The sequence below is a fragment of the Streptomyces sp. ISL-99 genome (assembly GCF_018614005.1).
Taxonomy (GTDB): domain Bacteria; phylum Actinomycetota; class Actinomycetes; order Streptomycetales; family Streptomycetaceae; genus Streptomyces; species Streptomyces flavidovirens.
Genome location: NZ_JAGGPC010000022.1, coordinates 48,985 through 74,912 on the forward strand (window position 1 = coordinate 48,985; position 25,928 = coordinate 74,912).

The following is a 25,928-nucleotide window of genomic DNA, read 5'->3' on the forward strand; positions in this document are numbered from 1 at the left end:
CGGACGTCAAGCTCGGCATGCGGCTGGCCGGCGCCGCCGTCGGCACCGTGGTGGCGGCCGTGCCCGCGGCCCTGGCGCTGGTGCTCGTCGAGGCCCGGTGGGCGCCGTTGCGACGGCTCGACCGCGGCGCGGCCGCATCGCTGCACCAACAGGTTCTTGAGCACCCGGGCCTGGTACGCGCCCTCCGGTTTCTCACGGATGTCGTGTGGGGGCCGGTGACCATGCGCCTGCTGGTGGCCGTGCTCGTGGTGTGGCTCCTGAGCCGCCGCGCCTGGCGGCTGGCGGCCTGGGCGGCGGTCACCGCACTGGCAGGTGGTGCGGCCGGTCTGCTGGCCAAGAACGCCGTGGAACGTGCCCGCCCGCACCTGCCGGATCCGGTGGCGCACAGCCCCGGCTTCTCGTTCCCCTCCGGGCACGCGATGACGGCGACGACCTCCTGCGCCATTCTGCTGCTGGTCCTGCTTCCGCTGGTGCCCCGACGCCGGCGCCCGGTGCCCTGGGTCCTGGCGGTCGTCACGGTTCTGGGCGTCAGCGGTACGCGTGTGGCGCTGGGGGTTCACTGGGTCAGTGACGTGATCGGCGGCTGGTTGCTCGGTCTCGCCGTGGTCACCGCTACGGCCCTCGCCTTCGAGGCCTGGCGTTCGGACATCGGGCGTCCGCTCACGACGCCCGCACAGGGCCTGGAACCGGAGATCGCCGACGCGGACCGTCCCGCTTCACACGGTGGGCGAAGCCGGTCGCTGTGACCACGGCAGGGGCGGGTCGTGATGTGACCACTTCATGAAGTCCGCCGGGCGGCGCGAGCGCCCTCGCCTTCAGGTGTGAAACCCGGGCCAAGATTTTTTCCGGAGCCGGCCGCGCACCGCCGACCGTCAATTCGCCCGTCGGGAAGGAGGGTTACCGGAGGGCAAGAGCCGATTCGATGCCGTCGGAGCCGGACCGCGGTGCCCGGCGTGCGGATGGACGCCCGCGCCATGCGGGGGCGGACCCGGCGACCAAAGGGGAGGCACGTGCGGGCCGGAGTGCGTTCCGGCGTGCGTATCTCATTCGATTTCCGCTTCCGGCTTCGACGCCTGGAGCGCATTACCGACGAATTGAAGAACACTCGTCCTTCAAGTGCAATTCCCCTGTGAGGAATGGCTCGCAGGGCGACGCCAAGTCGCATGCCGAGGGGTTGTCAGTCTGCGAAATACGGCAGAAACTGTTGTCGCGGTGTTGCTTTTCGATCTACACTGCGCCGGCCCTTACCCCCGAAGGGAATTCCTCCGTGAACGTGAAAGCACGAATGACGATCCAGGGCAGCACGGACCTGAGCTGGGCACGCGTGATCCAGGTCATCGTCATCACCATCCTGGTCGTTCTCGCCCTGGTGAACGAAGGAGTCACGCCTCTGATCTGATCGCTCACCGGCCAGGCGGTTTCATGCTCTTGAGGGGTTTCCCGTTGCCGCGGGCGGCCCCTCAAGTCTTTTTGTGCGCGTGTTGAGCATAGCGCTCCGCGCACTCCGGAGAAACCCTCACCCACGCATTAGTGTGAAACCGATCGGTAGGCAGGGCCCGCGGCCTCCGGCGTCGGATAATTCGAAGCAAGCTTTCATATACCTCTTTCCGCCGGCCGCGCGTGGGAGCGCGCACACGATCGGCTTCCGCATGATATCCGCGGCTGCTGACACCGAATTTGAACAAAGAGCGGAACCAGGACGCGCCCGGCCCTTCATTCTGAAGAGCCGGGCGCGCCGCAGAGTTCTCAGAGCACCAGCACCCGTCGGAACGAGACGCGGTCGTCGGCGTCGTGACGCGTGACGGTCTCGCCGTCGATCTCCACCCAGGCGTGGAACCGGTACGGGTCGTCGGCACTGCCCAGGCACCAGTCGGCCGTGAGCCCGGCGAGCGCGAGCCCGAGCACCGTGCCGAGCGAGTGCTCCAGGCAGGCGGCTCGCCCCGGATACCCGTCCGCGGCCCGGCGGACAACCGCGAGCATCGACTCGGCCTGGCGCATCGTGGCCGGACGCAGGCGCGACCGCGGCCTCTTCAGTACGTCCACGGCGTACGCGGGAACGCGGAAGGGCAGCCGCAGCAGCAACAGCGCGAGGCACAGCCCGAGCCACCCGGCCGTCCTGAGCCACCGAACCCCGTCGCCCTGCGGCGCGCAGGCCGCCTGCCCGAACGCCCTCTCCTCCCCCACGTCGGGTGTCGCTTCCGTGGCAGGGGTCCGGCCCTTCTCGGCGGCCACGAGGCCGCGTTCGACCAGGTCATCGGCGAGCTTCTCGGCGTCCAGCCGTACGTGGTCGTACCGCACCCCGGGAAAGCGGTCGGCGACCGCCTGTACGCCTGTGTCGAAATCACCGGTACGGCGCCACTCCTCCCAGAGCTCGCGTGCGGTGCCGTTCATCGCGTACCACTGCCCGGACCGGGCGTTGAAGAGCACGGTCCCGCCGTGCGGTGCCTCGCCGGCGTGGACGTGCTGGGGGATCCGGAGCTCGGTCACGAGCTGCCTCCATACTGCGAGTCGCCTGGCCATGACGTGTTCCTCAGCCACAACTCGACGCCGAGGAAGCGGTTCAGGGCGGGGAAGGGGGCACGCAGCCCCATCAGGGCGCGGTCCAGTGAGGCCGCGACCGCGCGCGGGTCGATGACACCGAGGGCGGCCAGGCGGGACGTACCGATGATGTCCCGCAGCGTCCCCGCGGCGAGCCGGGCGCCCCGGTAGTCCTCGTCGGAGTAGTCGCCCTTCGTCCGCCGGGCCAGCACGGGCGCGGGGACGGCGCCCGCCAGTGCCGACCCGAGCAGCGGTTTGAAGGCCGTTGGATCGCTGCGCTGGTGGGCGGGCAGCAGCAGGCAGGCCCGGACCACGTCGTTGTCGAGGAAGGGGGCCTGCGGCCAGATCCCGAAGGGGGCCGCCGCGCAGGCCAGTTGGCGCTGCGCCGAGGCCGACGTACGCAACTCGTGGAGGGTCGTGCGCAGGTCCGGCGGACCGTCGTCCGTCCGCCGTCCTCGCGCGCGTCGCTCGGAGGCCCCCGTACGGGCCAGTTCGGCGAGCTCCCGGCGCGCGGAGGCCGTGAGCCAAGCCGCCTCGGGGCCCGGAAGGACCCACCAGCTCAGCGTGTCCAGCCAGTGCGGGTCGCGCTCCCCCGGTGATTCCAGCCGTTCGGCCGTCCGTCGCAGGGCGGTTGCCAGTGGAGTACGCGCCAGTTGAGCAGCCCTGCCCACGACGCGGAGGGGCGAGGTGTGGCGCGCTCGCGCCAGCGCGTGCCCGTCCCGAAGCAGTCTCCGCAGTCCGCCCGGCCGCGCGAGACCCGCCAGGTAGGAGGGCGGCGGGCTGAGGAGTGCGTCGCCGCCCTCGCCGCCGAGGTGGAGGTCGGAACCGTGCTGGGCGATGCGCTCCAGGCGGAGCCGCGTACGGGCCGCGCCCACCGCCGCGGAGTTGGGCTCCCCGTCGCATTCCGCGTCGTACAGGCCTTGGTAGGGCAGCGTGTCGGCCGTCGTCCCCGTCACCACTTCGAGGCGGAGCCGTTCGTCGAGACGCGAGTAGCCGCGCGCGTACTCCAGGTCGTCGCAGGCCGTATCCGCCCGGTGATAGGTGAAGACCGGTAACGGGCCCGTCCGGTGGCGCAACGACAGAAACGCCACAGAAGTGGAATCGAGTCCGCCGCTGAAGTCCGCGGTCAGTGTCCGGGCGCGCGCGGCGCGGAGCCCCACCGACTCGTCGAGTGCCGCCCCGAGCGCTTCGGCCGCCGTCGCCGCTGATGCCTCATTCTGGGGCTGGAGAGTCTCGTACTCCCACTGGACGGCCGCGCCGTCAGCCGTGATCCGCAGGGCATGCCCACCGCCCAGCCGCTCGACACCGGCCACCACGGACCGGCTCTCGGGCAGCAGGGGTACGCCGGGGCAGAAGATGCGCGCGGCCAGGACCTGCGGGTCCGGGCGGCAGCCGCCGCCGGCCGCGGCCGCTACGTCCGTCGCCCGCGAACCGATCCAGGTGCGGCCGGGACGGCGCCGGTAGTACAGCGGGTACTGCCCGGCCAGGTCGGCGAAGGCCGTGAGGTCGCCGGGGCGTACGACGATGCAGAGGTAGCTGCCCGCCCACCGGGTCAGGGAGGCGAGCCGGTCCGTGGCGAGGGCCCGCTCGGCGTCCGCCGCGAACTGCCGCTCCCCGGCGAGACACTGCCCGATGGTGATGACAGTGCTGGCCGCGCACCGGAAACTGCGCAGTTCGCCTTCCCGCCAGTGACCGGTCATGTCCGCGAGGAGAGCGGTCGAGCCGGTGAGGAGCGGGAAGCAGCCGGTGAAGTCCGGGTGGAGCCGCCCGTCGGTGCTGTGGTCGGGTGCGGTCACATCCATCACCAGTAGTAATGGGAGTTGGCGTCGGCGGTGCCACTGCTGGAGCTTCCGAGAGTCACCTCCCGTACATGACCGAGATCGACCACGACCGGGGGGGCGTAAGAGTCGTCGCGGTCGGGATCCGCCGCGGCGAGATGTTGCTGAGCACCAGTATCGGAATCAGAGGGCCGGGCCGCCGACCGTTGGGGGCATTTTCTCAGCAAGGTCATTTATCCACCTGATGTTGACGCAAAAGGCGCATGCAATTGCATGAACGAACACGTTTGGACAGAGTCTGCTATTCGACTTTAGCCGCAAACCGGGTTTTCGAACCCCTGGCGTGCGGCCACCATGGCAGGCGTGAGCGGCCGTTGTCCACGCGCGACGACAGGTGCTCGACCGGCGGAGGACCACATCGCAGTGACTCGTGCCCTTTCCCGGCAACGCACCTCGTTGCCAATTCGCAGAGCCGGGAGCCGACTGTGCGGGCGCGGAGTTCAGCTCGTCGATGTACGCCGCACGGAACGGGCGCCGAGCTTCAATTGCGGCTCACTCCTTGTCGACGTCCGTCCTCCGCAAGGAGGTCAGACCGAGCACCAGTGCCCCTTGCGCCTCGGACAGCGGATTCATCGAACTCAGCTTGAGGGCGAATTCACTGTGGGGACCCACCGCACCCCGCAGCCCGAAGCGCGCCAGGGACTCCCGGCAGGGCTCCAGGACCAGGTTCTGCGCGGCGGCGAGCTGCCCGCCCAGGACGATCAGGTCCGGGTTCAAGAGGTTGCAGACCAGCGCGAGAGCCTGGCCGAGCACGCGTCCGGCGTCCCGCACCACCCGCTCGCACACCGCGTCACCCGACTGCGCCCGTTCGATCAGGGAGGCGAGGGAGTACGGCACGTCGGCCACGCTCCCGGCCAGCGCCTCGCGGGCCTGACGGACGAGCGCGTCGGCACCGATGATCGTTTCGAGGCAGCCACGCCCGCCGCAGCGGCAGACCATGCCGTGCGGGTCGAGCACGAGATGGCCGATCTCACCGGCCATTCCGTGCCCGCGAATGGGGTTGCTGCTGATGACGAGGCCAGCGCCGATGCCGGTGGAGCCCTTGACGTAGACGACGATCTCGCAGTGGCCGTCCGTGCCGTACGTCTGCTCCGCCAGCGCACCGAGGTTGGCGTCGTTGTCGAGCGCACCCTGGACGCGCAGCCACTCCCCCAGGTCGTCCGACGGAGCGTCTCCTTCGCTCCACGGGGGCAGCACGGGCGTACGGAACTTGCCGGTCCGGGGGTCGACCATCCTCGGGACCGCCACACCGAGGGACACGACGTCCTCCAGTTCGCGGCCGGTCTTGGCGACCGCGTCCCGAACGGCCTGTTTCAGGGAGGGCATGATCTCGCCCAGCCCCCGGTTCGCACCGCTCCCCACGTGCTCCCAGTGCGTCTCGGTGACGGGGCGGTCGACCCGCCGGGCCACGACGGTCGCCTGGTTGAAGCCGAGGTGGACGCCGACCGCGACATTGCGCGTCGGGGCGAGGCAGACTCTCGTCCCGCGCCCGGGCTCCGAGACGAAGACCCTGGCCGTCTGTAACTCCCTGACGATGTTCGAAACGGTGGACTGAGCAAGTCCGGTGCGCCGGGCCAGATCAGCCTGACTGTCGCTCTTGATCATGACGGAGAGGAGGACGTGCTTGAAGTTGATCGCTTTGGTGCCCCGGGCCGCGCGCAGGCGATCACGTAACTGGAGCATCGAACCCCCCGCAATTCAGCGATTCAGTCTTCCGACATTAGCATGGTGATCTTCAAATTGAACGAGGGGTGTTTACAAATGAATAGGAGTCAATAATTCCGGCTCCTCTGTGAGATGTACGAGGAAGCCGTTACCCGTGAGGACCGGATCCGGGTGACGGCCACCGCCACGGAGGGCCCCATTATTGCGGAGGGACGGTGTGGAGGGGGTCCCCGGTTGCCCACCGGCCGGGACCCCCTTGATCACGCCGGGCCGTTGGAGTTCACGGCGCTGCCGGAGCGCCCTGCTTCGCCAGCGGTTCTTCCATACCCGGGCGTTCGAACTGGGTGCGGTGCAACTCCTCGTAGCGGCCACCCGCCGCCAGCAGCTCGGTGTGCGTCCCGCGTTCGACGACCCGGCCTTCCTCGACGACCAGGATCAGGTCGGCGGCACGTACGGTCGACAGGCGGTGGGCGATCACCACGGCGGTACGTCCCTCGAGCGCCTCGGCCAGTGCCTCCTGTACGGCTGCCTCCGACGTGGAGTCGAGGTGCGCGGTCGCCTCGTCGAGGATGACAACGCGCTGGCGCGCCAGCAGCAGTCGGGCGATGGTCAGGCGCTGCCGCTCGCCGCCGGAGAGCCGGTAACCGCGTTCCCCCACGACGGTGTCCAGGCCGTCGGGCAGTGAGGCCACGAGACCGTCCAGTCGGGAACGGCGCAGGGCGTCCCAGATGTCGTCCTCGGTGGCGTCGGGCCGGGCGAGGAGCAGGTTGGCGCGTACGGACTCGTGGAAGAGGTGCCCGTCCTGGGTGACCATGCCGAGGGTCTCGCGGATCGAGTCGGCGGACAGGTCCCGTACGTCGACGCCGTTCAGCCGTACGGACCCGGAGTCGGCGTCGTACAGTCGCGGCAGGAGCTGCGCGATCGTGGACTTGCCGGCGCCGGAGGAACCGACGAGGGCGACCATGTGGCCGGGTTCGGCGCGGAACGAGACGTCGTGCAGGACCTGGGTGCCGCCACGCGAGTCGAGGGCCGCCACATCCTCCAGGGAGGCGAGGGAGACCTTGTCCGCGGACGGGTAGCCGAAGGAGACCCGGTCGAACTCCACGGACACCGGCCCGTCCGGTACCCGCCGGGCGTCCGGCTTCTCGGCGATCAGCGGGCGCAGGTCAAGGATTTCGAAGACGCGCTCGAAGCTCACGAGGGCGCTCATCACCTCGACCCGTGCGCCGGCGAGTGCCGTGAGCGGGGCGTAGAGCCGGGTGAGGAGCAGGGCGAGAGCGACGACGGCTCCGGGGTCGAGGCTGCCGCGCAGGGCGTAGAAGCCGCCGAGTCCGTAGACGAGGGCCAGTGCCAGTGCGGACACCAGGGTGAGCGCGGTGATGAACGTGGACTGCGCCATGGCAGTACGGATGCCGATGTCGCGCACTCTGCGTGCGCGGGCGGCGAATTCGGCGGACTCGTCGGCCGGACGGCCGAAGAGTTTGACGAGGGTCGCGCCGGGAGCGGAGAAGCGTTCGGTCATCTGCGTGCCCATGGCGGCGTTGTGGTGGGCGGCCTCGCGCTGGAGCGTCGCCATACGTGCGCCCATCCGGCGGGCGGGCACGACGAACACCGGCAGCAGGACGAGGGCGAGCAGGGTGATCTGCCACGAGATGCTGAGCATGACGGCGAGGGTCAGCAGCAGGGTGACGAGGTTGGACACGACGCCGGAGAGCGTGTTGCTGAAGGCGCGCTGGGCACCGATGACGTCGTTGTTGAGGCGGCTGACGAGCGCACCGGTCCGGGTGCGGGTGAAGAAGGCGACCGGCATCCGCTGGACGTGATCGAAGACCGCCGTGCGGAGGTCGAGGATCAGCCCCTCCCCGAGGGTGGCCGACAGCCGGCGGGTCAGCAGGCCCAGCCCTGCCTCGGCGACGGCGATGACCGCGATGAGCAGGGCGAGCCGGGTGACCGTTCCCCCTTCGCGTCCCCGGACGATCGCGTCGACGACACGTCCCGCGAGCACCGGCGTGGCCACCGCGAGGAGGGCGGTCACCACACTGAGCAGCAGGAAGCGGTACAGCTGCCGGTGATGCGGCCGGGCGAACCGGGCGATGCGGCGCAGGGTGGTCCGGGAGACGGGCCTGCGGTCCTGACTGGCGTTGATCACGTTGTGCAGCGATGTCCAAGCGGTGACTTCTATGTCCATGGGCGTGACGCTAAGACCTCGATCGAACTTGAGGTCAACCCGTCCCGCCGGTCGGTCCCGTCCGCGGTCTGACGGCCCGTCCGCGCAGATATTCACCAGCGCGATGAGAACAACACGCGCCTCATGCGTATCAAGAGGCGGACGCGTCCCCCGGCTGCCCATCGGCAACCGGCTCCGTACCCCTACAGGAGGCGGCGAGTTGAGTCACAGGCGAATAACCAAGCGAAAGGCCGTTCTGGCGGGAGCGGGGGCGGTCGGCATTGCCGCGGCCGCCGTCCTGCTTCCGCAGGCCTACGCCGGGCAGGACGGGGCCCGATCCGACGCGTCGGCCCCCCGGCAGATGAGCGCGGCCTCCGCGGCGGAGCTGCTCCAGCAGCTCGGCAAGCAGCTCGGTGAGTCGTACGGCGGCGCGTATTACGACGCCGGCAAGCAGCAGCTCGTCGTGAACGTCGTGGGCGACAACAACGAGATCGACGTGCGAGTCAAGAAGGCCGGCGCGGTGCCGAGGAGCGTCGACAACAGCGCGAGCGAGCTGAGCGCGGCCAAGAGCGTACTGTCCCGCAAGGCCACCGTTCCGGGCACGTCGTGGGCCATCGACCCGAGAAACAACCAGGTCCTCGTCACGGCCGACCGAACCGTCACCGGTGAGCGCTGGGACAGGCTCGAAGCGGCGGTGAAGAACCTCGGTCCGGGCATGGCCCGGATCCAGAAGTCCGGGGGCGAGTTCAAGACGTTCCTCGAAGGCGGCGACGCCATCTTCGGCGGCGGCGCGCGCTGCTCACTCGGCTTCAACGTGACCGCCCAGGACGGCAGTCCGGGCTTCCTGACCGCCGGACACTGCGGTGTGGCGGCCGAGCAGTGGTCGGAGGAAGCCGGCGGCGGGCCGATAGGCACCGTCCAGGAAGCGGTGTTCCCCGGCGCTGGCGACTTCGCACTCGTGACGTACGACGACCCCGCCACCCAGGCTCCGAGCGAAGTCGACACCGGCGACGGGCGGACGGTGGCGATCGCCCGGGCCGCCGACGCCGCGGTGGGCCACGACGTCATCCGGATGGGCAGTACGACGGGCCTCAGCGACGGCCAGGTCACCGGCCTCGACGCCACGGTGAACTACCCGGAGGGCACGGTGACGGGCCTCATCCAGACCAACGTGTGCGCCGAGCCCGGCGACAGCGGCGGCGCCCTGTTCACAGCCGACGGCAGCGCGATCGGCCTCACGTCGGGCGGCAGCGGGGACTGCACGGCGGGAGGCGAGACGTTCTTCCAGCCGGTCACCACGGCGCTCGAAGCGGTCGGCGCCCGGATCGGTGACGGCGCGGGCGGCGATGCCGGCGACGACGGTGCGGACGGGGCGCAGGAGAACGGCGGAGCCGGGGACAACGCGGGTGCCGATGCCGGGGCCGGTGCCGAGGACAGCGGCGGCGTCGCGAACAACGGCGGCGCGGAGGCGAACGCCGGTGCGGACGGCGGTGCGGACGGCACCGGCGTCGGCGGACCCGACGAGGTCGGCGGCGACGACGCACAGGGCGATGCGGTCGGGGCCGACGACGGCGCGCTGCACAACTGAGGCGATCCGCCCTCTTCGTCAGGACCTCGACCGCGTACGCCCGCGCGGCGAGGGACGAGTAAGCCGCGATTGAGCACTGTCCGGCGCGAGGGCCGGGGACGCCGCGGCGGACAGCCCGGCGCCCCCGGCTGCGGCGTCATTCGGGGGCCGCGATCATCTCGCTGACGTTCACCCGTGGAAGCACCGTTGCGCGCCCCGGGCGTGGGGAGCGCGCAACGGTGCGGTGTGTGGGTGGTGGACTCAGAAGGTCAGGTTCCAGGCGTCGATCCTGCCCGTGTCCTGGGACGCGATGTCGCGGACACGGAGCTTCCACGTGCCGTTGGCGGCTTCGGACGAGGCGTTGACCGTGTACGTCTTGGCCACGTTGTCCGTGCCGTCGCTGTTGGCGAAGTCCTCCAGGAGGTACACCGTCCCGTCCGGCGCGACGAGGGAGACGACGAGATCACCGCGGTAGGTGTGCTTGATGTCCACGCCCACCTTGAGGGTGGCCGGCGCGTTGCCGGTCACGCCCGAGACGGTGAGGGGGCTGTCGACGGTCGCGTTGTCCGCGATCGTGACGTCCGCGGTGTTCTCGAAGTACGGTCCCGGGGTGGGGGGCGTGCTGCCGACGGCCTGGAGCGCGTCGGTCTGTCCCTCGCCGAAGAAGCCGTTCTTGGTGGCCGTACCCGTGCAGCGGCTGTCCGACGGGCAGGCGGTGTCGGTCGCCTGGACACCCAGCTTGGAGCGGAGGTCGGCCGGGGTGGCGGCCGGGTTGACGCTCGCCAGCAGCGCGGCGACACCCGCGACGTGCGGGGAGGCCATCGACGTACCGTTCATGTTGCCGTACTTGCCGCCCGGCAGGGTGGAGTAGACACCTGACGTACCGTCACCGCCCGGAGCGGCGATGTCGATGACACCGTTGCCGAAGTTGGAGTACGACGCCTTCACATTGCCCTTGCCCATCGCGGCGACGGTCACGACGCCCGGCAGCTCGGTCGGGATGTCGAGGCAGGCGTTGGTGATCGTCCGAGTGACGGGAGTGGAGTCGTTCGGGCTCTCGGTGTCGACCGTCTTGTTCGCCAGGTCGAGGTTGGAGTTGCCCGCCGCGGCGACCTGGAGCGAACCCTTCCGCTCCGCGTACTCCTGGGCGCGCTTGACGCCCTCGATGATGGCCGCCTGGTCGGCGTTGTCCGGGCAGTTGAACTGCCAGGGGTCGGTGTAGTAGCTGTTGTTGGTGACCTTGAAGCCGTGGTCACCGGCCCACATGAAGCCGCAGATCGTGTTCTCGGCGAAGAAGAGGCTGCTGCCGGGCTCGGCGATGCGGACCGAGGAGACCTTGACCCCCGGCGCCACCCCGACGACGCCCTTGCTGTTCTTGGCGGCCGCGATCGTGCCGGCGACGTGCGTGCCGTGCGTACCGACGTCACGCCAGGCTCCGGCGCGGGTGTCCGCCTTGCCGTAGGCGCACGAGACGGAGTCGGCGGCGTTGAAGTTGGGGGCGATGTCCTGGTGCTGGTCGTCCACGCCCGTGTCGAGTACACCGACCTTGACCGATGCCGAGCCGGTCGTCACGGCCCAGGCCTGGTCCGCCTTGATCTGGGTCATGTCCCAGCGGGTCAGGCTCTCCGCGAGTGTGGTGGACGACTGGGTCGGGTTCGCCGGCAGCGCGGGGTTGTACGCGTCGGCCGGAACGTCCGAGGTGCGCGTCGCGCCGACCTGCTGCACTCCGGCGACTCCCCGCATGGCCGAGGCGAAGCCGGCCGAGGCCGAGTGCGCGACGATCACGCCGATCGCGTCGTACGAGGCGAAGACCGAGCCGCCGTTGCCGGCGACGGCCGTCCGTACGGCGCTGGTGTCCCCGGGGGCCGTGATCACGAGATGGGCGCGTATACCGGCGGCCCAAGCGGCAGCGGCCTGCGGCTCCGCGGCGACGGCCGCGGCGGGAGCCGCGAGGGCCAGAGTGGCTCCCAGGGCGACGGCGGCGACCGCGGGGGCCTGGAGCCGGCTGAATATGTGACGTCTCAATGCGTCCTCCGAGTCCCGGCACGCCGATGGGGCCGCCGGGGACGAAACGTGTAGGGGGTTGACGCAAGATGTCAGACAGCCCGGCCGCGGAGTAAGAGGGGAATCCCTTGCAGTACGCGGGACGCGAGGCGAGGGTCCCGGCGGGTGGGCCTCAAGTGTCCGCAGCCCGCGGCCAGTCGGTTCCTCGGAGAAGCCGCCTCGCGCCGCACCCTACCGGCGCAGAAGGGAGAGTTCCCGGTTCACCGCGGCGAGGAAGCGGACGACCACCCTCAGCTCGTCGGCGGTGAAACGGCCGCGCGCGGCGTCGGCGCCGGGAGCCAGGGGGGAGGGAGTAATCCCGGGCCACCTTCTTGGCCACCTCGGCGTCGCTGCTTGCGCAGTCTGCCGGGCGTCATGTGCCCGTCGTCGTCGCGATCTCCGTCGAGGACCGCGATCCTACGTGCCTTGAAGCGCCACCCAGGCGTGGCTGCGCCGGCAGGGCCATACACCGCGCTGTCACTTCACCGACCAAGACGACGCACCGGTCGGCTCCGTGGTGGAGATCCGCTCGGCACCTGGATCATCCCGGCATTACGCGCCCGGCGCCTCTCACCGGCGCCGAGCACGCACTCGTCGAGCGCCAGCGCTCCACAGCGCTCCGTTTGATTTTTTGGCTGTGGCGACGGTTTTTCCTCCCGGGGCTGGTCTTGATTGCGACCGAACCCGACCACCACAACGGAGTCTTCGATGTCCGATCCCATCCAGACCGCCGTCGTCACCGGTGCCGGCCGCGGCTTCGGGCGTGCGATCGCCGCCGCGCTCGTCGGCGCGGGCATCAACGTCGTCGGCATCGCCCGCGGCGAGCGGGAGCTGAGCGCCGTACGCGAGGAACTCGGCGAGGGCTTCACGCCCGTCGCCGCCGATGCCACCGACGAAGAGCTCGCCCAGGAGATGATCCGCGAACACCGCCCTGGCCTGCTCGTCCTGAACGCCGGGGCCACGCCGCACATGGCGCCCGTGCACGAGCAGACCTGGGAAACCTTCAGCCGGAACTGGCTCACCGACACCCGCCACGTCTTCACCTGGACCAGGGCAGCCTTGCGGGAGCCGCTGGCGCCCGGCAGCGCGGCCTCGGGTGTGGTGCTGCCTCTGCTCGTCGGCAGCGGTGTCCATCCCGAGATGCTGGTACTCGCCGTCTCCTGCGGCTCCATCGCCTTCTCACACGTCAACGACCCTGGATTCTGGCTGTTCAAGGAGTACTTCAACCTCTCGGTCATCCAAGCCATCAAGGTCCGAACCACCTATACGACGGTGCTGTCGATCCTTGGCCTGGGCGGTGGCCTGGCGGCGGAGGGGGTCCTTGACGTCCTCAGCCTGTGACCACTGGCCCCATCCCCCCTACGCAAGGAACTTGAAGAGAGCATGAACCTGAACCTGAGCATGAGCATGAGCCAGCCGACCATCACCGCGTTCTCCGTCTACCCCGTAGCGGGTCGCGACTGCATGGAGCTGAACCTTTCCGGCGCCCACGGCCCCTACTTCACGCGCAACATCGTCGTCCTGACGGACTCCGAGGGACGCACGGGCCTCGGCGAGGTGCCCGGCGGGGAGAAGATCACGCAGACCCTGCGGGACGCCGAATCCCTCGTGACCGGCGCGAAGGTCGGCGACTGCAAGCGTGTCCTGCGTGAGATCGGATCGGGCTTCGCCGACCGCGACTCCGGCGGACGCGGTGCACAGACCTTCGACCTGCGTACCACCGTCCACGCTGTCACCGCCGTCGAGTCGGCTCTCCTGGACCTCCTGGGCCAGCACCTCGACGTACCGGTCGCGGCGCTCCTCGGAGACGGTCAACAACGCGACTCCGTGCGGGTACTGGGCTACCTCTTCTACGTCGGCGACCCCGGCCGCACCGACCTGGAGTACGTCCGCGAGCCCGATGCGGACATCGACTGGTACCGGATCCGGCACGAGGAGGCCCTGACGCCCGAGGCGATCGTCCGCCAGGCCGAGGCCACCTACGACCTCTACGGTTTCCGCGACTTCAAGCTGAAGGGCGGTGTCCTGGACGGCGCCGAGGAGGTCAAGGCCGTACACGCCCTCAAAGACCGCTTCCCCGAGGCCCGGATCACCCTCGATCCCAACGGCGCCTGGTCGCTGCGTGAGGCCGTCGAGCTCTGCGAACCGCTGGTCGGAACGCTCGCCTACGCCGAAGACCCCTGCGGAGCCGAAGGCGGCTACTCCGGGCGGGAGGTGCTCGCCGAGTTCCGCCGCGCGACCGGTCTGCCCACCGCGACCAACATGATCGCCACCGACTGGCGGCAGCTGACCCATGCTCTGGCCCTGCGGTCGGTCTCCATCCCGCTGGCCGATCCACACTTCTGGACCATGCAGGGCTCCGTGCGCGTAGCACAGTTGTGCAACGCGATGGGACTGACCTGGGGCTGCCACTCCAACAACCACTTCGACATCTCGCTCGCGATGGTCACACACTGCGGAGCCGCGGCGCCCGGCGCGTACAACGCCCTGGACACGCACTGGATATGGCAGGAGGGCCTGGAGCGGCTCACCACCGCCCCGCCCCGTATCGTCGACGGCGAGATCGCCGTCCCCGACGCCCCCGGCCTCGGCGTCCAACTCGACATGGACCGTCTACTTGCCGCCCATGACCTCTACCGGACGAAGGCTCTGGGGGCCCGGGACGACGCCATCGGGATGCAGTACCTCGTCCCCGGCTGGGAGTTCGACGCCAAGCGTCCCTGCCTGGTGCGGTAGGCGTCGGCCGGTGGCCACGGGCCCGCCACCGAGGACGGAAGTCTCTTCAATCCGGCAAAGGTAGGCACGACCAGATACCGATACCGGGGAACAGTGATCCCAACCGCACCGTGCCACGACGTTGCGCTGCGGATCGACGCCGCGCGCCGAGGCGATAACCACCCCGCGTCGTCAGGCTCACCTCGGGGTCGCCGGTGCACGCACGGGAGACGGCCAACTGGGCGCAGCAGCACGGCGCCGAGTACCTCGACGGCGTGATCATGACTACTCCCTCCGGCATCGGCAAGCCGGACTACCTGCTGCTCTACAGCGGCTCGCAAGCCGCCTTCGACGGCAACCGCGGGACACTCTGCGCCCTGGGCGAACCGATGAACCTGGGCACCGACGCCGCGATGGCCTCCGTTTACGACACCGCGCTGCTGGGGCTGATGTGGGGCACGCTGACCGGCTGGCTGCACGGAGTGGCACTCATGGGCGCCGACGGGCCCGGCGGCAACGTAACGGCGACGGCATTCACGGAAGTGGCCAACCGGTGGATGAAGACGGTCGGCGTCTTCATGAATACCTACGCCCCACACGTGGACGCTGGGCACTACCCGGGTGACGAGTTCACTCTTCACCTGCACCACAGGACGATGAACATCCTTGCCCACGCGAGCGAACTGCGTGGGGTGATGTCCGGCCTCCCGGAACTTCTCACGGAACTGACCGGACGGGCGATCACGGCCGGACACGGCAACGACAGCTACGCACGCCTGGTCGAGTTCATCCGCAAGGACGGCAGCCCCACCTGAGTACCGCCGACCAGGATGTGTGGGACGTCGGGGTCGTCGGCAGGGGCGTCGGCGAGGGAAAAACGGGCTTGGTACTGGCGATCGCTGTGCGACGGAACGGCTCCAGGGCCCATGCATGCCCGGCCTCCGGACCTAAGCCGGGCATGAGTCGATCGGCTTGCTGAGGCTTACTGAGCCGAACTCGACGCCCTCGCCCCCGCTGACCACATGAGGAAGAACGCGGGAGAGGACCGGGCCGGGAGTCCCGGCTCAGGCCACCGGCAACAGGCCGTCACTTCCTGGCGATCACCATCGACTCCGGCCCCGCCAGGTACTGCACCCGGCTCTCGCGGAAACCGGCGTCCGCCAGCCACTCGCGGCAGTCCGCGCCGGTGTACTCGAAGCCGCTGGGCGTCTCCAGGAGCATGGTGAGGCTCATGAGCAGTCCGGGAACGTTCTCCCGGCGCTCATCATCGATGAGGGTCTCGTAGATGACCACGATGCCGCCCTCCGGCAGCGCCTCGTGTGCCTTGCGCAGCAGCGTCTTCGCCTTGGGCAGGGCCCAGTTTTGCTCAGGATGTGCCCGAAGACCAGCACATCGGCCTGCGGTAGCGGCTCGGCGAAGAAGTCGCCGGGGCGGAACGCGAGCCGGTCGCCGAGGCCGGACTCCTCGTGTCGACGCTGGAAGCTGGGACGGACGGCGGCCAGGTCGAAGCCGGTGCCGCGCAGATGGGGATGGCGCTCGAGCAGGTGTGTCAGCACGGTGCCCTCGGCGCAGCCGATATCGGCGACGGTGCGGTAGGCAGACCAGTCGATCGCCTCGGCCAGGGCATGTGCGGAGCGCATGGACAGGCCGGTCATGGCCTGCTGGAAGGCGTCGAGGCGGTCGGGGTCGTCGTAGAGGGTCGCATAGTGGACGGCTGGAGGGCGCGTGTCACCGATTCGCTTACGCTCGGCACCGCCCCGGTGGCTGCCGAGGACGACCGGGCGCGGCACGAGCCCGTCGCGCCACGGCTGACGCAGCTGACTGCCGGCGTACGCGTGAACGTGGCTCTGGCAAGATTTTCGTAGCGGGAGATCATTCATCGAGTTCCGGCGCATGTTCGGTCGACCCGACTACTTCGTCCGCGTCGCCGTCCCGACCACACCGACCACGCCGCCTTGAAGCCTTTCTCACCGGCGAGCTCAGCGGCATGCCGTGCGTCCTGCGCCTCGTATCGCACATGACCATGAAGAAGATCAAGGCCGGCCCATGACCGCAGCCCAGGGGGCACCTCGCCGGCGTAAGTCGGCGCGGAGTGGCGGTACTGCTGTACGGCCCAGCCCGAGCCCGGCAGTCCGGCCGCGGCCGTGTGGGTGTCGAGCGAGGCACGGCCTTGCCCGTACGACAGACGCGCGAGCCCGGCGTACGGGCGGCGTCGCGTGGGCTGACGGCCTTGCCGTTCCGTTCCTTGTGCCGACCGCGCGCGAAAGCCTCCGTGGCGGCCATGGGCACGGCTGAGCCTGACGAGCGCTGATGGTAAGCGCCTTCTGGATTACTTCCCGACACGCGTCTATTGACGTGCGCATGGCGCACTCCTAGCGTAGCAAGCGCTTTCCATCTCGTGCGTCCACGGAGAAGAACGGACCCCCATGAAACCGAGATCCCCACTGTCCTTACTGGCATGCGCCGCCCTGGCGGCCGGCACGGTCGTGGCTCTGCCCGGCGGCACGGCCGCCGCTGCCTCGACCCGCTACGAGGCCGAGAGTTCCCCAGCAGTCTGTACCGGCACCATCGACTCCGACTGGGCGGGATACTCCGGCAGCGGATTCTGCAACGGCAACAACGCGGTCGGCGCATACGCGCAGTTCACCGTGAACGCTGCCACCTCGGGCACGGCGACGCTGAAGGTCCGCTTCGCCAGTGGAACCACCACCGCACGACCTGCCGATGTCACGGTGAACGGCTCGGCGGCCCCGTCGGCGTCGTTCGAGAGCACCGGCACGTGGGCGACGTGGGCGACGAAGACGCTCACGGTGCCGGTGAGCTCCGGCAGCAACACCATCCGGCTCAGCCCCACGACCTCCGCCGGCCTGCCCAACGTCGACTACCTCGATGTCGAGGTGGGCGGCACCGCCCCGCCTCCGTCGGGCACCGCGCTGTACGTGGCGCCGAACGGCAGCGACAGCGCGGCCGGTACGCAGTCGGCCCCGACGACACTCACCTCGGCGATCAGCCGTATCACTCCCGGCGGGACGATCTACCTGCGCGGCGGAACGTACCGTTACGCGCAGACGGTCACGATCCCGCAGGGCAACAACGGCACATCGAGTGCCCGCACGAAGCTGTACTCCTACCCGGGTGAGACCCCGGTACTGAACTTCTCCAGCATGACCGAGGACCCGGCGAACCGCGGGCTTGCCGTGAACGGGTCGCTCTGGCACGTCAGGGGCATCGTCGTCGAGCGTGCCGGTGACAACGGCATCTTCGTCGGCGGCAGCAACAACATCTTCGAGCGCACGGTCACGCGCTTCAACCGCGATACGGGGCTTCAGCTCTCGCGGATGGCCTCCAGCACGCCCCGCGACCAGTGGCCCGCCAACAACCTCGTCCTGAGCGCGGAGTCGCACGACAACGCCGACTCCGACGGCGAGGACGCAGACGGCTTCGCCGCCAAGCTCACCGTCGGCTCCGGCAACGTCTTCCGCTACGCCGTGGCCCACAACAACATCGACGACGGCTGGGACCTCTACACCAAGACGGACACCGGACCCATCGGCCCGGTGACCATCGAGGACTCCCTCGCCTACGACAACGGCACCCTCTCCGACGGCACCGTGAACTCCAACGGTGACCGCAACGGCTACAAGCTCGGCGGCGAGGACATCGCGGTCAACCACGTCATCCGGCGCAGCATCGCCTACGACAACGGCAAGCACGGGTTCACGTACAACAGGAACCCCGGCACGATGTCGATGCCGGACAACATCAGCATCGACAACGCCCAGCGCAACTACTCGTTCGACGCCGGGACGTCGGTGTTCCGGAACAACACCTCGTGCCGCAGCGGCAGCGGGACGAATGACAAGGTCGTCGGGAACACCGACAGCTCGAACCAGTTCTGGTCCGGCTCGAACGGCTCCCGGTGCTCCTCCTACACCGGCGCCCTGAACTGGTCCTTCGCCACGGACGGCCGCCTCGCCGTGACCTTCGGCGGCAAGCCCGTAACGACGTAACCAGCCCTGTCGCCCAGCGTGTCACCGCGGCCCTTGTGCCCAGACCGCCGGGGACGCCGGCTCATCCGGTTCGTCCGGGTGGGCCGGATGAGCCGGCCAGGGGTCACAGCCGCGGCCACCCGGCGCGTACGTCGCCCTACTGGCCCCCGCGTTGTTCAGGACGCGGGGAGCGGGCTGGTCCAGCCGGCCGGTACGTGGGCGAGGCGGACGCGCTGTGGGTGGTCGCCGACGGGCACCGAGACGGTTTTCCGGCCCGTCGCGAAGTCGATGGCGGTGACCCGGTCGGCGCCGCTTTCGGAGATCACACAGGACTTGCCGTCGCCGCTGACAGTGGCCCAGTAGGGCTTGGACGCGGTGACCAGAGGGCCTTCCCGCAGGGTGGTGCGGTCGACGATGGTGGCGTAGTCGTCCATGGTTCCGGCGACGCAGAGTTTGTCGCCCTTCGGACTCATCGACATGCCGTGGTGGCGGGAGTCGTTGACCCAGGTGGTGCGGTCCTCGCTGGTGTCCGGGTTCTTGGGCAGTTCCCTGAGCCGGGTGATCTTGTCCCTGGCGACGTCGTACTCGAGGAAGCCGTTGAAGAAGGAGACCTGGAAGTAGAGCCTGGATTCGTCGGGGGTGAAGGCGACGGGCCGTACCGCGTCAGAGAGGTCCTTGCGGCCGAAAGCGTCGAGGCGTTCCCTCATGTCGATGATTTTGACCTGCTTGAAGGTGGCCGCGTCGACGATGGTGATCTTCCGGTCTCCCTTGGTCCAGTCCATGGAGGGGTCGTCGGTGTCCGTGGTGACGTCACCGATGGACATGTTCCACAAGTACTTCCCGCCGTCGGTGTAGACGTTCTCGTGCGGCTTGTCGCCGGTCTTGAACGAGCCCGCTTCCTCGCCCGTGTTGATGTCGAGGACATGCACGGTGTTCGTGAGGGAGGCGGAGACGGCCACCCGTTTCCCGTCGGGGGACACGGCCATGTGGTCGGAACGGAAGCCCGAGACGGGGAACCGCCAGTTGATTTTTCCGGTGGTCACGTCGATGGAGACGACATCGGAGAAGCTGGGACGGGAGGCGACCAGAGCCGTCCCGTCGGGGGTGGAGTACATGTCGTCGACGAGCTGGTCGTGCCCCTCCCCCGGGCCGTTCCTGATCGCGAGGTAGGCGATCAGCTTGACCGGATTGAGGTAGATCTCGCGCAGCCGCTCCTGCTTGTCCGGCACCACGTTGATCCTGCCGAGCTTCGCGAACGTGCCACTGCTCTTGATCACGTCAGCGGTGCCGTCCCAGTTGTTGCCTGCGAACATCACCTCCTGCAGCTCTGTCTGCTCGCCTCCGGCATCGCGCGGCGGTGAGGCGACCGCTGAGGCGCCCGTGACTCCGGCGCCGGCGAGCACGCCCACAGCAATCGCGACCGGCAGCCAGCGCCTGCGGCGTCGGCGCTGCGCCGCGGTGGGTACGTCAACGGCGGCTAATGTCGGGTTCTTTCTGCGTACGGCCATGGATTCCTCCGCGTTGCGGCTCTGCGACGAGGGCGGGTGAGGATGGGGGAACGAGCGGTATACGTCGTCCGAGCAGGCGTATTGGTGCGAGGCGTCCCAGCCGCGCGGTGTGAAAACGCTTCGCTTCACATCTGGCTACTTGAAAGTAACGAGGGGCACACCGTTCTTCAACCCCGCGGACGGGAGAAGATGTCCGGCACACGAGCGAAGGGGGGAAATCGTGGACGGGCGGCTCCGGCAGTCAACCGGCCGTTACGCAGGCAAGTCGGCGGCCGAACGGCACGCCGAGCGGCGTGAGAGGTTTCTTGAGGCGGCGCTGGACCTTTTCGGGGGCGGGCCGGGCTACCGGTCGACGACCGTTGCCGCGCTGTGCGAAGCGGCCGGGCTTTCCACGCGGCAGTTCTACGAAGAGTTCCGCACTCTTGAGGACGTGCTCGCCGCTCTGCACCTGTACGTCAACGACGTGGCGGAGGCCGCGGTCATCAACGCCCTTGCCCAGACGGAGGACTTGTCGTTCGCCGACCGCTACGGGGCTGTCTTTCGTGCGTACGCGGCCAGTGTCACTACGGACCCGCGGCGCATACGGATCGCCTTCACCGAGATCGTGGGGGTCAGCCCGCGCATGGACGAGCAGCGGCTGGCCCGCCGCGCGCAGTGGGTCGACCTGCTGTGTGCCGAAGCGGCAGCCGCCGTCGTGCGCGGCGAGGCCGCCGATCGTGACTACCGCATCGCTGCGGTCGCCTTCATCGGCAGCGTGAACGGTCTTCTGCACGACTGGGCCATGGGCTGGGTGGACGCCTCTTCGGACGAGGTGGTCGAGGAACTCGTCCGGTTGTTGCTGGCTTTGCTGCGCCCCGCATGCTGAGCGTCTGTGCGGCGTGGGACCGGCCGGGGCCACACGTGGATGACGCGGCCATCGGCATCACAGACGAGGGCATGCGGGTTGTCCCCCTCTTGGACGGGAGAGCGCGCACCGGGTCCGGGGTTCGTCAGGTGTGCAGCACGACGGCCGCACGTGAGTCGTCGGCGATGGTTGGTGAATGGAGTTGTACGCAATGTCCAGTCATCGCTGCGGTGCGGCGGGGGACTTGTTTCCAACCGGGTTGGGGAGAAGGACGCGCGCGTGGCCGGTGCCCTTGTCGAGAAGGTGCCAGTGGAACGCTGATTGCTCAATCCGCTTGTCCCGAGGCGTCGCCCGCCGGGGCCTGGAGGCGGCTCAGGCGAGGAGCGAGGGCGGCGGCGCCCAGCCCCGCCACCACGACGACGGACAGGGCCACTTGGAAAGTGGTGACCCCGACCAGGCCTCCCACCAGTAACGGCGCCGCCAGGAAACCCAGGCGTGATACGAGGGACACCGTGGCGATCCCGGCGCCGGGGAGGACTCCGGGCAGCCGGCCGACCATGCTGAATGCCACCGGGAACATCGGGCTCGCGCCGAGGCCCGCCAGAGCGAATCCGGTGATCGTCGCGAGCGGCGAGGCCACGAGGAGACCGACCCCGAAGGCGAGCGCGACGAGCAGTCCTCCGCCCGTCACCACCGCTGACGGGCCGAGGCGTTCGACCAGCCGGTCACCGACGAGGCGGCCTGCGGTCATGAAGACCGAGAAGGCCACGAAGGCCAGGCCGGCCGTTCCGGGGCCCGCCCCGAGGTCGGAGAGATATACGGCGCTCCAGGACTGCGGTACGTCTTCGATCTGGGCGGCGAACACGACCATCAGGCCCAGTAACAGGAGTGCGGGCGCGGGCCGTCCGATCCCACCTCGGCGCTTCGTGCCCGTCGCGACAGTGCCGGCCCTCTCCTCGTCGTCGATCAGTCGCTGTCGTACGACGAGCACCACCGCTCCCAGGACCGCACCGGTCGCGAGGAAGTGCACGGCCGGGGGCACGCGCAGGGCCGCGGCCGCCGTACCCACCAGTCCGCCCGCCACCGCCCCGACGCTCCATGAGGCGTGGAAGCCGTTGAGCAGTGGCCGCCCGGACCGCTGCTCCACCAGGACGCCCTGGGCGTTCATCGAGACGTCCATCGCGGCGTCGGCAGCTCCCAGGACGACCAGCGCGAGGCACAGGGCCCACCATGTCGGGGCCAGGGCGGGCAGTACGAGCCCGGCGCACAGGGCGGCGGTGGAGGCCAGGAGTACGCGTCGGCTTCCGATCCGGTCGACCAGGGTCCCGGCGGTCAAGGTGAAGAGGAGGCCACCCACTCCCAGGCCGGTCAGGGCCACGCCCAGCATCGTGGCGTTGATCGCGAGGCCGTCCTGGACCGAGGGGATGCGGGGTGCCCAGTTGGCGAACAGTGCCCCGTTGGTGAAGAAGAGGGCGAGGACGGCGATGCGGGTACGGGTGAGGTGCGTCGTGGTTTTCGCCGGCGGGTTCACAGGACTTCCCCCGGTGGGCCGGCAGGGGCGCCGCGTTCGCCGCCCATCGCAGCGCGGGCCTGCGCGTGCAAGCTCCGCGATGCTGCCGCGACGACGTCGGCGGAGCGTGAGGTGACCGGCCTGCCCGCGTAATCGGTGAGTGTCCCGCCCGCCTCCTGGGCGATGAGCGCGCCTGCCGCGTAGTCCCACATCTCCCCGTCGACCTCGGCGAATACGTCCGCGGATCCTTCCGCCACCTGGCAAAGGGCGGCCGCGCCGCATCCGGTGATCCGGATGTCCAGGACCGATCCCCACAGCCCGTCGAGGATGCGGCGGGCTGTGTCCTTCCACGGCGGAGGGGAGGCCGAGCAGATGGCCAGGGACTGGGCGAGGTGCGGTGCGGGCCGCACCTGGAGGCGGTGCCCGTCGCGGTGTGCGCCGCCGCCGCGGGTCGCGGTGTACAGGGCGTCCGTGGTCGGGGCGTGGAACACTCCGGTCATCACCGTTCCACGGTAGGCGTAGGCGATACTGACGCCCCAGTCCGGGCGGCCGCGCAGGAAGTTGTGGGTGCCGTCGATTGGGTCGACGATCCACGTGTGGTCCGACTCGGGTCCGGTCGCCCCGGACTCCTCCGCGACGATCCGGTGTCCGGGCAGGGCTGTTCGGATAGTGTCGACGATGTACCGGTCCGCCTCGACGTCGGCCGCGCTGCTGCGTTGGCCGGGGCTCTTGGTGACGGGTCGGATGTCGCCGTCCGTGAAGAGGTGGAGCAGCCGGGCACCGGCCGTCCTGGCCAGGTCGACTGCGAGGGCGAGTGACTCGTCTGAGCAGATGGGGCCGGGTCCGGTACGGGGTGGGTGCCGTTGGGCGGCGGCGCGGGGCCTGTTCATGGCAGGCCTCCGGTGTCGAGGCCGCGGAAGAATTCGCGCAGTACCTCGTGGTCCTCGTACCCCAGTGTCAGTCCCCACAGAGAGGTTCGGGAGTGCAGTCGGACGGCTTTGCCTTCGGTGAGTCTGATCTGTCCGACATCCACGTCCCTGCGGATCCAGAAGGTGTGCTCGAAGCCGTACGTCCGCTGTCGTGAGAACAGGTGCTTCACGTCGCTCGGGGCCATGAACAGCTGCATCTCCTCCTGTAATTCGCGGATGACGCAGTCCCTCGGTTCCTCGCCGGGCTCCAGGTGTCCGCCGGGGATGCACCAGGTGCCGGGGAAGGCGATGAGCGGGTCGTTGTCGCGCAGTTGCAGGAGCACTTCCTCGGCAGGGGTGAGGATGATGATCTGCGCGCCGACGGTGCCGTGCGACCACTGCTGTCCCCCCATCGGATCAGGCCTCCGTCTTCCGCAGGGCGTCGAGGACGTCCTCGACATCGCGGTCGTTCATGGTGGGGAAGAGCGGGAGCGAGAGGATCCGCTGGGAGAGGGAGGTGGCCACGGGGAGGTCTCGGTACACGTGCGGGAGGGTGTCCCGGTAGAACGGCTGGAGGTGCATGCCGCGGAAGTGGACGCCGGTGCCGATGCCTTCGGAGCGAAGATGGGCCAGTAGCCGGTCCCGTTCGGTCTCGGGGGTGCCTTCCGCCAGGGCGACGATGAACAGGTGCCGTGCGTGCCGGTCGTCCGGCCGTATCGTCTCCAGTGGCGTGAGACGGTCAAGGCCGGACAGACCCGCGGAGTAGAGCGCGGAGAGGTGTTGGCGACGGTCGATGTAGCCGTCGAGTTTGGGCAGTTGGTGCAGTCCGAGGGCTGCTTGGACGTCCGTCATGTTGTATTTGAAGCCCGGCATGTGTAACTGCCAGTGCGGTGAGCCCGTTGCGCTGTTCCTCTTCCACGCGTCGCTGGAGATGCCGTGGAGGGTCAGCATCCGTGCGGTGCGGGCGAGTTCGTCGTCGTCCAGTACGAGCATGCCTCCCTCGGCGGTCGTCATGTTCTTCGTCGGGTAGAAGCTGAACGCCGTCGGGTTGCCGCGCGAGCCGATGCGGGTGCCCCGGTGGGTGGCGCCGATCGCATGGGCGGCGTCCTCGACGACGGCCAGGCCGTGCCGGGCCGCGATGCTCTCGATGGCCTCCATGTCGCAGGCCTGCCCCGCCATGTGCACCGGCATGATCGCCTTGGTACGTGGCGTGATGGCCCCCTCGATCAGTGCCGCGTCGATGTTCAGGGTTCCGGGTTCGACGTCGACGAACACCGGGCGTGCGCCCAGGTGCCAGATCACGTTGGCTGTGGAGGGCCAGGAGATCGGGGTGGTGATGACCTCGTCTCCCGTGGTGACGCCGATCGCGGCGAGTGCGACGTGAAGGGCGCCGGTGCAGCTGTTGGTGGCGATGGCGTGCCGGCTTCCGACGTACTCGGCCACCATCGACTCGAACCTGGCTGTTTTCGGGCCGGTGGTGAGCCAGCCCGACCGCAGGGTGTCGAGCACCTCCGCTTCCTCCGCGGGGCCGATGTCGGCCTTCGCCAGAGGCAGGAAGTCGCGACGGACCGGTTCGCCCCCGTGCGCGGCCGGCCTCTTGGCCTGTTCCAGCAGTGTCCGCACGGTGCTGGCGCTTTCGACTTCGTCGGGGGTGAGCCGGCCGGCGACAGCCGAGTCCCGGACCTCGCGTATGCCGTCCGCCGGTTTGCGGTGCGGGGTGATCCCGGTGTCGCGGCCGAGCGCCGAGGGGTCGGCCGCGTAGTCGCGCGCGTCGAGGCCTTTCGCGGTCGTGGCCAGGTCCGCTTCGGGTACAGCGGCCACGACCTCCTCGGCGACGTCGCGGACCGACGCGTTGATGCTGACGAGGTTGTAGACGGCCGACGTCTTCGGCAATCGCTCCGCGTCCGTCACCAGGCGGACGTACGCGTCCGCCGCGTCCGCGACGTGCAGGAGCGGCCGGCGCTGTTGTCCGTCGCCGTCGACGCCGACCTTCTTGTGCAGCACGGCGGAGGCGGTCATGGCATTGACCATCAGGTCGTACCGCATGCGAGGCGAGATGCCGAAGAGTGTGCCCATGCGTAACGACACCGTAGTGAAGCCGGGACCGGACTCGGCGGCCACGGCCCGTTCGGCGGCGACCTTCGAGCGTGCGTAGGCGGTGAGGGGGCGGACCTCGGCGTCCTCCCGCAGTGACTGTTCGTCGCTGGTGCCGTAGACGCTGCAGGACGAGGCGAAGAGGAATGTCCTGGCTCCGGCCTCCTTCGCGATCCGGGCGAAGTGGACCGTGGCGTCCACGTTGATGGACTCGGTCCACGACTCGTCGATGTCCCCCGCCGGGTCGTTGCTCAGCGCCGCGAGGCAGATCGCCGTGTCGATTCCCCGCGCCACGTCGGGCGACAAGCCCCGTACGTCCTGCACCACCACCCGCAGACGGGGATGGTCTTCACTCTCCTTCAGGGTCTGCCTGCCGAAGTAGAAGGTGTCCACGGCGGTGACGTAGTGCCCTGCCGCGAGCAGTTTCGGTACGAGTACGGAGCCGAGGTAGCCGCCGGCTCCGGTCACCACCACACGCCGGTGAAGGCTGTGCGCGTGTGCTGTGGTCATGTCTGGGGCCGAGCCCCACGATGCGGCCATGG

Annotated in this window: 21 protein-coding genes; 8 read left to right on the plus strand and 13 right to left on the minus strand. The window is 69.3% G+C overall.

Features of this window, described 5'->3' with window-relative positions; translation table 11 throughout:
• Positions 1 to 17: 17 nt before the first annotated feature.
• Together J7E91_RS13135 and J7E91_RS36750 are read left to right on the plus strand one after the other, a co-directional pair.
• On the plus strand, positions 18 to 746 hold the full coding sequence (locus J7E91_RS13135; protein ID WP_251015623.1) for a phosphatase PAP2 family protein: 729 nt from the start codon (positions 18 to 20) through the stop codon (positions 744 to 746).
• Between the two features lie 521 nt (positions 747 to 1,267).
• Positions 1,268 to 1,399: a hypothetical protein gene (locus J7E91_RS36750; RefSeq protein ID WP_285439075.1), complete on the plus strand. Its 132-nt coding sequence runs from the start codon at positions 1,268 to 1,270 to the stop codon at positions 1,397 to 1,399.
• 347 nt (positions 1,400 to 1,746) lie between these two features.
• Here J7E91_RS36750 and J7E91_RS13140 read toward each other — a convergent pair whose 3' ends face one another.
• The 5 genes from J7E91_RS13140 to J7E91_RS13160 all read right to left on the minus strand — a co-directional run bounded on the left by J7E91_RS13140 (position 1,747) and on the right by J7E91_RS13160 (position 8,229).
• On the minus strand, positions 1,747 to 2,487 hold the full coding sequence (locus J7E91_RS13140; RefSeq protein ID WP_214902584.1) for a lasso peptide biosynthesis B2 protein: 741 nt from the start codon (positions 2,485 to 2,487) through the stop codon (positions 1,747 to 1,749).
• Positions 2,484 to 4,334, minus strand: a complete 1,851-nt coding sequence (locus J7E91_RS13145) for an albusnodin/ikarugamycin family macrolactam cyclase (protein WP_214902594.1) — start codon at positions 4,332 to 4,334, stop codon at positions 2,484 to 2,486. Before J7E91_RS13145 ends, J7E91_RS13140 begins: the two co-directional genes overlap by 4 nt.
• Before the next feature lie 5 nt (positions 4,335 to 4,339).
• The gene (locus J7E91_RS37295; RefSeq protein ID WP_214902599.1) at positions 4,340 to 4,549 is read right to left on the minus strand and encodes a lasso RiPP family leader peptide-containing protein; all 210 of its coding nucleotides are present in this window, start codon (positions 4,547 to 4,549) and stop codon (positions 4,340 to 4,342) included.
• Positions 4,550 to 4,868: 319 nt separating this feature from the next.
• Positions 4,869 to 6,059, minus strand: coding sequence for an ROK family protein (locus tag J7E91_RS13155; RefSeq protein ID WP_214902602.1), 1,191 nt, complete (start codon positions 6,057 to 6,059; stop codon positions 4,869 to 4,871).
• 262 nt (positions 6,060 to 6,321) lie between these two features.
• A complete protein-coding gene (locus tag J7E91_RS13160; protein WP_214902605.1) occupies positions 6,322 to 8,229 on the minus strand; it encodes an ABC transporter ATP-binding protein in 1,908 nt (635 codons plus the stop codon).
• Between the two features lie 199 nt (positions 8,230 to 8,428).
• Here J7E91_RS13160 and J7E91_RS13165 point away from each other — a divergent pair, with 199 nt between their 5' ends.
• A complete protein-coding gene (locus tag J7E91_RS13165; protein WP_251015599.1) occupies positions 8,429 to 9,796 on the plus strand; it encodes a S1 family peptidase in 1,368 nt (455 codons plus the stop codon).
• Between the two features lie 240 nt (positions 9,797 to 10,036).
• On the opposite strand, the gene J7E91_RS13170 is transcribed toward J7E91_RS13165, so the two are convergent.
• Positions 10,037 to 11,800, minus strand: coding sequence for a S8 family serine peptidase (locus J7E91_RS13170; protein ID WP_214902611.1), 1,764 nt, complete (start codon positions 11,798 to 11,800; stop codon positions 10,037 to 10,039).
• A 726-nt stretch (positions 11,801 to 12,526) separates the two neighbouring features.
• Here J7E91_RS13170 and J7E91_RS13175 point away from each other — a divergent pair.
• From J7E91_RS13175 to J7E91_RS13185, 3 genes are all read left to right on the plus strand, one after another.
• A complete protein-coding gene (locus tag J7E91_RS13175; RefSeq protein ID WP_214902613.1) occupies positions 12,527 to 13,159 on the plus strand; it encodes an SDR family oxidoreductase in 633 nt (210 codons plus the stop codon).
• 66 nt (positions 13,160 to 13,225) lie between these two features.
• The gene (locus J7E91_RS13180) at positions 13,226 to 14,554 is read left to right on the plus strand and encodes an enolase C-terminal domain-like protein (protein ID WP_214903400.1); all 1,329 of its coding nucleotides are present in this window, start codon (positions 13,226 to 13,228) and stop codon (positions 14,552 to 14,554) included.
• A gap of 194 nt (positions 14,555 to 14,748) precedes the next feature.
• Entirely contained in the window at positions 14,749 to 15,348 is a 600-nt protein-coding gene (locus J7E91_RS13185; RefSeq protein WP_214902616.1) for a hypothetical protein, read from the plus strand.
• A gap of 271 nt (positions 15,349 to 15,619) precedes the next feature.
• On the opposite strand, the gene J7E91_RS37300 is transcribed toward J7E91_RS13185, so the two are convergent.
• Positions 15,620 to 15,868, minus strand: a complete 249-nt coding sequence (locus J7E91_RS37300; RefSeq protein ID WP_374224699.1) for a methyltransferase — start codon at positions 15,866 to 15,868, stop codon at positions 15,620 to 15,622.
• Positions 15,763 to 16,428 (minus strand): methyltransferase, encoded by a 666-nt coding sequence (locus tag J7E91_RS37305; RefSeq protein WP_374224689.1) that lies wholly within the window; start codon positions 16,426 to 16,428, stop codon positions 15,763 to 15,765. Before J7E91_RS37305 ends, J7E91_RS37300 begins: the two co-directional genes overlap by 106 nt.
• Before the next feature lie 531 nt (positions 16,429 to 16,959).
• On the opposite strand from J7E91_RS37305, the gene J7E91_RS13195 reads away from it, so the two are divergent.
• Entirely contained in the window at positions 16,960 to 18,543 is a 1,584-nt protein-coding gene (locus J7E91_RS13195) for a carbohydrate-binding protein (protein ID WP_214902619.1), read from the plus strand.
• Positions 18,544 to 18,698: 155 nt separating this feature from the next.
• Here J7E91_RS13195 and J7E91_RS13200 read toward each other — a convergent pair whose 3' ends face one another.
• Positions 18,699 to 20,030, minus strand: a complete 1,332-nt coding sequence (locus J7E91_RS13200; protein WP_214902622.1) for a YncE family protein — start codon at positions 20,028 to 20,030, stop codon at positions 18,699 to 18,701.
• A gap of 220 nt (positions 20,031 to 20,250) precedes the next feature.
• Between J7E91_RS13200 and J7E91_RS13205 the strand changes: the two genes are divergently transcribed.
• Entirely contained in the window at positions 20,251 to 20,895 is a 645-nt protein-coding gene (locus J7E91_RS13205) for a TetR/AcrR family transcriptional regulator (RefSeq protein ID WP_214902625.1), read from the plus strand.
• A 304-nt stretch (positions 20,896 to 21,199) separates the two neighbouring features.
• On the opposite strand, the gene J7E91_RS13210 is transcribed toward J7E91_RS13205, so the two are convergent.
• The 4 genes from J7E91_RS13210 to J7E91_RS13225 are packed head-to-tail and all read right to left on the minus strand — an operon-like array spanning position 21,200 to position 25,926.
• Positions 21,200 to 22,405: an MFS transporter gene (locus J7E91_RS13210; RefSeq protein ID WP_214902628.1), complete on the minus strand. Its 1,206-nt coding sequence runs from the start codon at positions 22,403 to 22,405 to the stop codon at positions 21,200 to 21,202.
• Positions 22,402 to 23,274 carry an inositol monophosphatase gene (locus tag J7E91_RS13215; RefSeq protein WP_214902631.1) on the minus strand — a complete coding sequence of 291 codons (873 nt, stop codon included), beginning with the start codon at positions 23,272 to 23,274 and terminating at the stop codon, positions 22,402 to 22,404. The genes J7E91_RS13210 and J7E91_RS13215 overlap by 4 nt, the downstream gene beginning before the upstream one ends.
• Complete coding sequence (locus J7E91_RS13220) at positions 23,271 to 23,705, minus strand: NUDIX domain-containing protein (protein ID WP_251015601.1); 435 nt, start codon at positions 23,703 to 23,705, stop codon at positions 23,271 to 23,273. The genes J7E91_RS13215 and J7E91_RS13220 overlap by 4 nt, the downstream gene beginning before the upstream one ends.
• A 4-nt stretch (positions 23,706 to 23,709) precedes the next feature.
• Positions 23,710 to 25,926 carry an aminotransferase class I/II-fold pyridoxal phosphate-dependent enzyme gene (locus J7E91_RS13225; RefSeq protein ID WP_214902657.1) on the minus strand — a complete coding sequence of 739 codons (2,217 nt, stop codon included), beginning with the start codon at positions 25,924 to 25,926 and terminating at the stop codon, positions 23,710 to 23,712.
• Positions 25,927 to 25,928 lie beyond the last annotated feature (2 nt).

What these genes read in the sequence shown, in the direction of transcription:
- J7E91_RS13135 (WP_251015623.1), top strand. Translation starts at nt 18, where the DNA reads ATGCGGCTGGCCGGCGCCGCCGTCGGCACCGTGGTGGCGGCCGTGCCC.
- J7E91_RS37295 (WP_214902599.1), bottom strand. Translation starts at nt 4,549, where the DNA reads ATGACCTTGCTGAGAAAATGCCCCCAACGGTCGGCGGCCCGGCCCTCT.
- J7E91_RS13155 (WP_214902602.1), bottom strand. Translation starts at nt 6,059, where the DNA reads ATGCTCCAGTTACGTGATCGCCTGCGCGCGGCCCGGGGCACCAAAGCG.
- J7E91_RS13160 (WP_214902605.1), bottom strand. Translation starts at nt 8,229, where the DNA reads ATGGACATAGAAGTCACCGCTTGGACATCGCTGCACAACGTGATCAAC.
- J7E91_RS13175 (WP_214902613.1), top strand. Translation starts at nt 12,527, where the DNA reads ATGTCCGATCCCATCCAGACCGCCGTCGTCACCGGTGCCGGCCGCGGC.
- J7E91_RS13180 (WP_214903400.1), top strand. Translation starts at nt 13,226, where the DNA reads ATGAGCCAGCCGACCATCACCGCGTTCTCCGTCTACCCCGTAGCGGGT.
- J7E91_RS37305 (WP_374224689.1), bottom strand. Translation starts at nt 16,428, where the DNA reads ATGCGCCGGAACTCGATGAATGATCTCCCGCTACGAAAATCTTGCCAG.
- J7E91_RS13195 (WP_214902619.1), top strand. Translation starts at nt 16,960, where the DNA reads ATGAAACCGAGATCCCCACTGTCCTTACTGGCATGCGCCGCCCTGGCG.
- J7E91_RS13200 (WP_214902622.1), bottom strand. Translation starts at nt 20,030, where the DNA reads ATGGCCGTACGCAGAAAGAACCCGACATTAGCCGCCGTTGACGTACCC.
- J7E91_RS13215 (WP_214902631.1), bottom strand. Translation starts at nt 23,274, where the DNA reads ATGAACAGGCCCCGCGCCGCCGCCCAACGGCACCCACCCCGTACCGGA.
- J7E91_RS13220 (WP_251015601.1), bottom strand. Translation starts at nt 23,705, where the DNA reads ATGGGGGGACAGCAGTGGTCGCACGGCACCGTCGGCGCGCAGATCATC.
- J7E91_RS13225 (WP_214902657.1), bottom strand. Translation starts at nt 25,926, where the DNA reads ATGGCCGCATCGTGGGGCTCGGCCCCAGACATGACCACAGCACACGCG.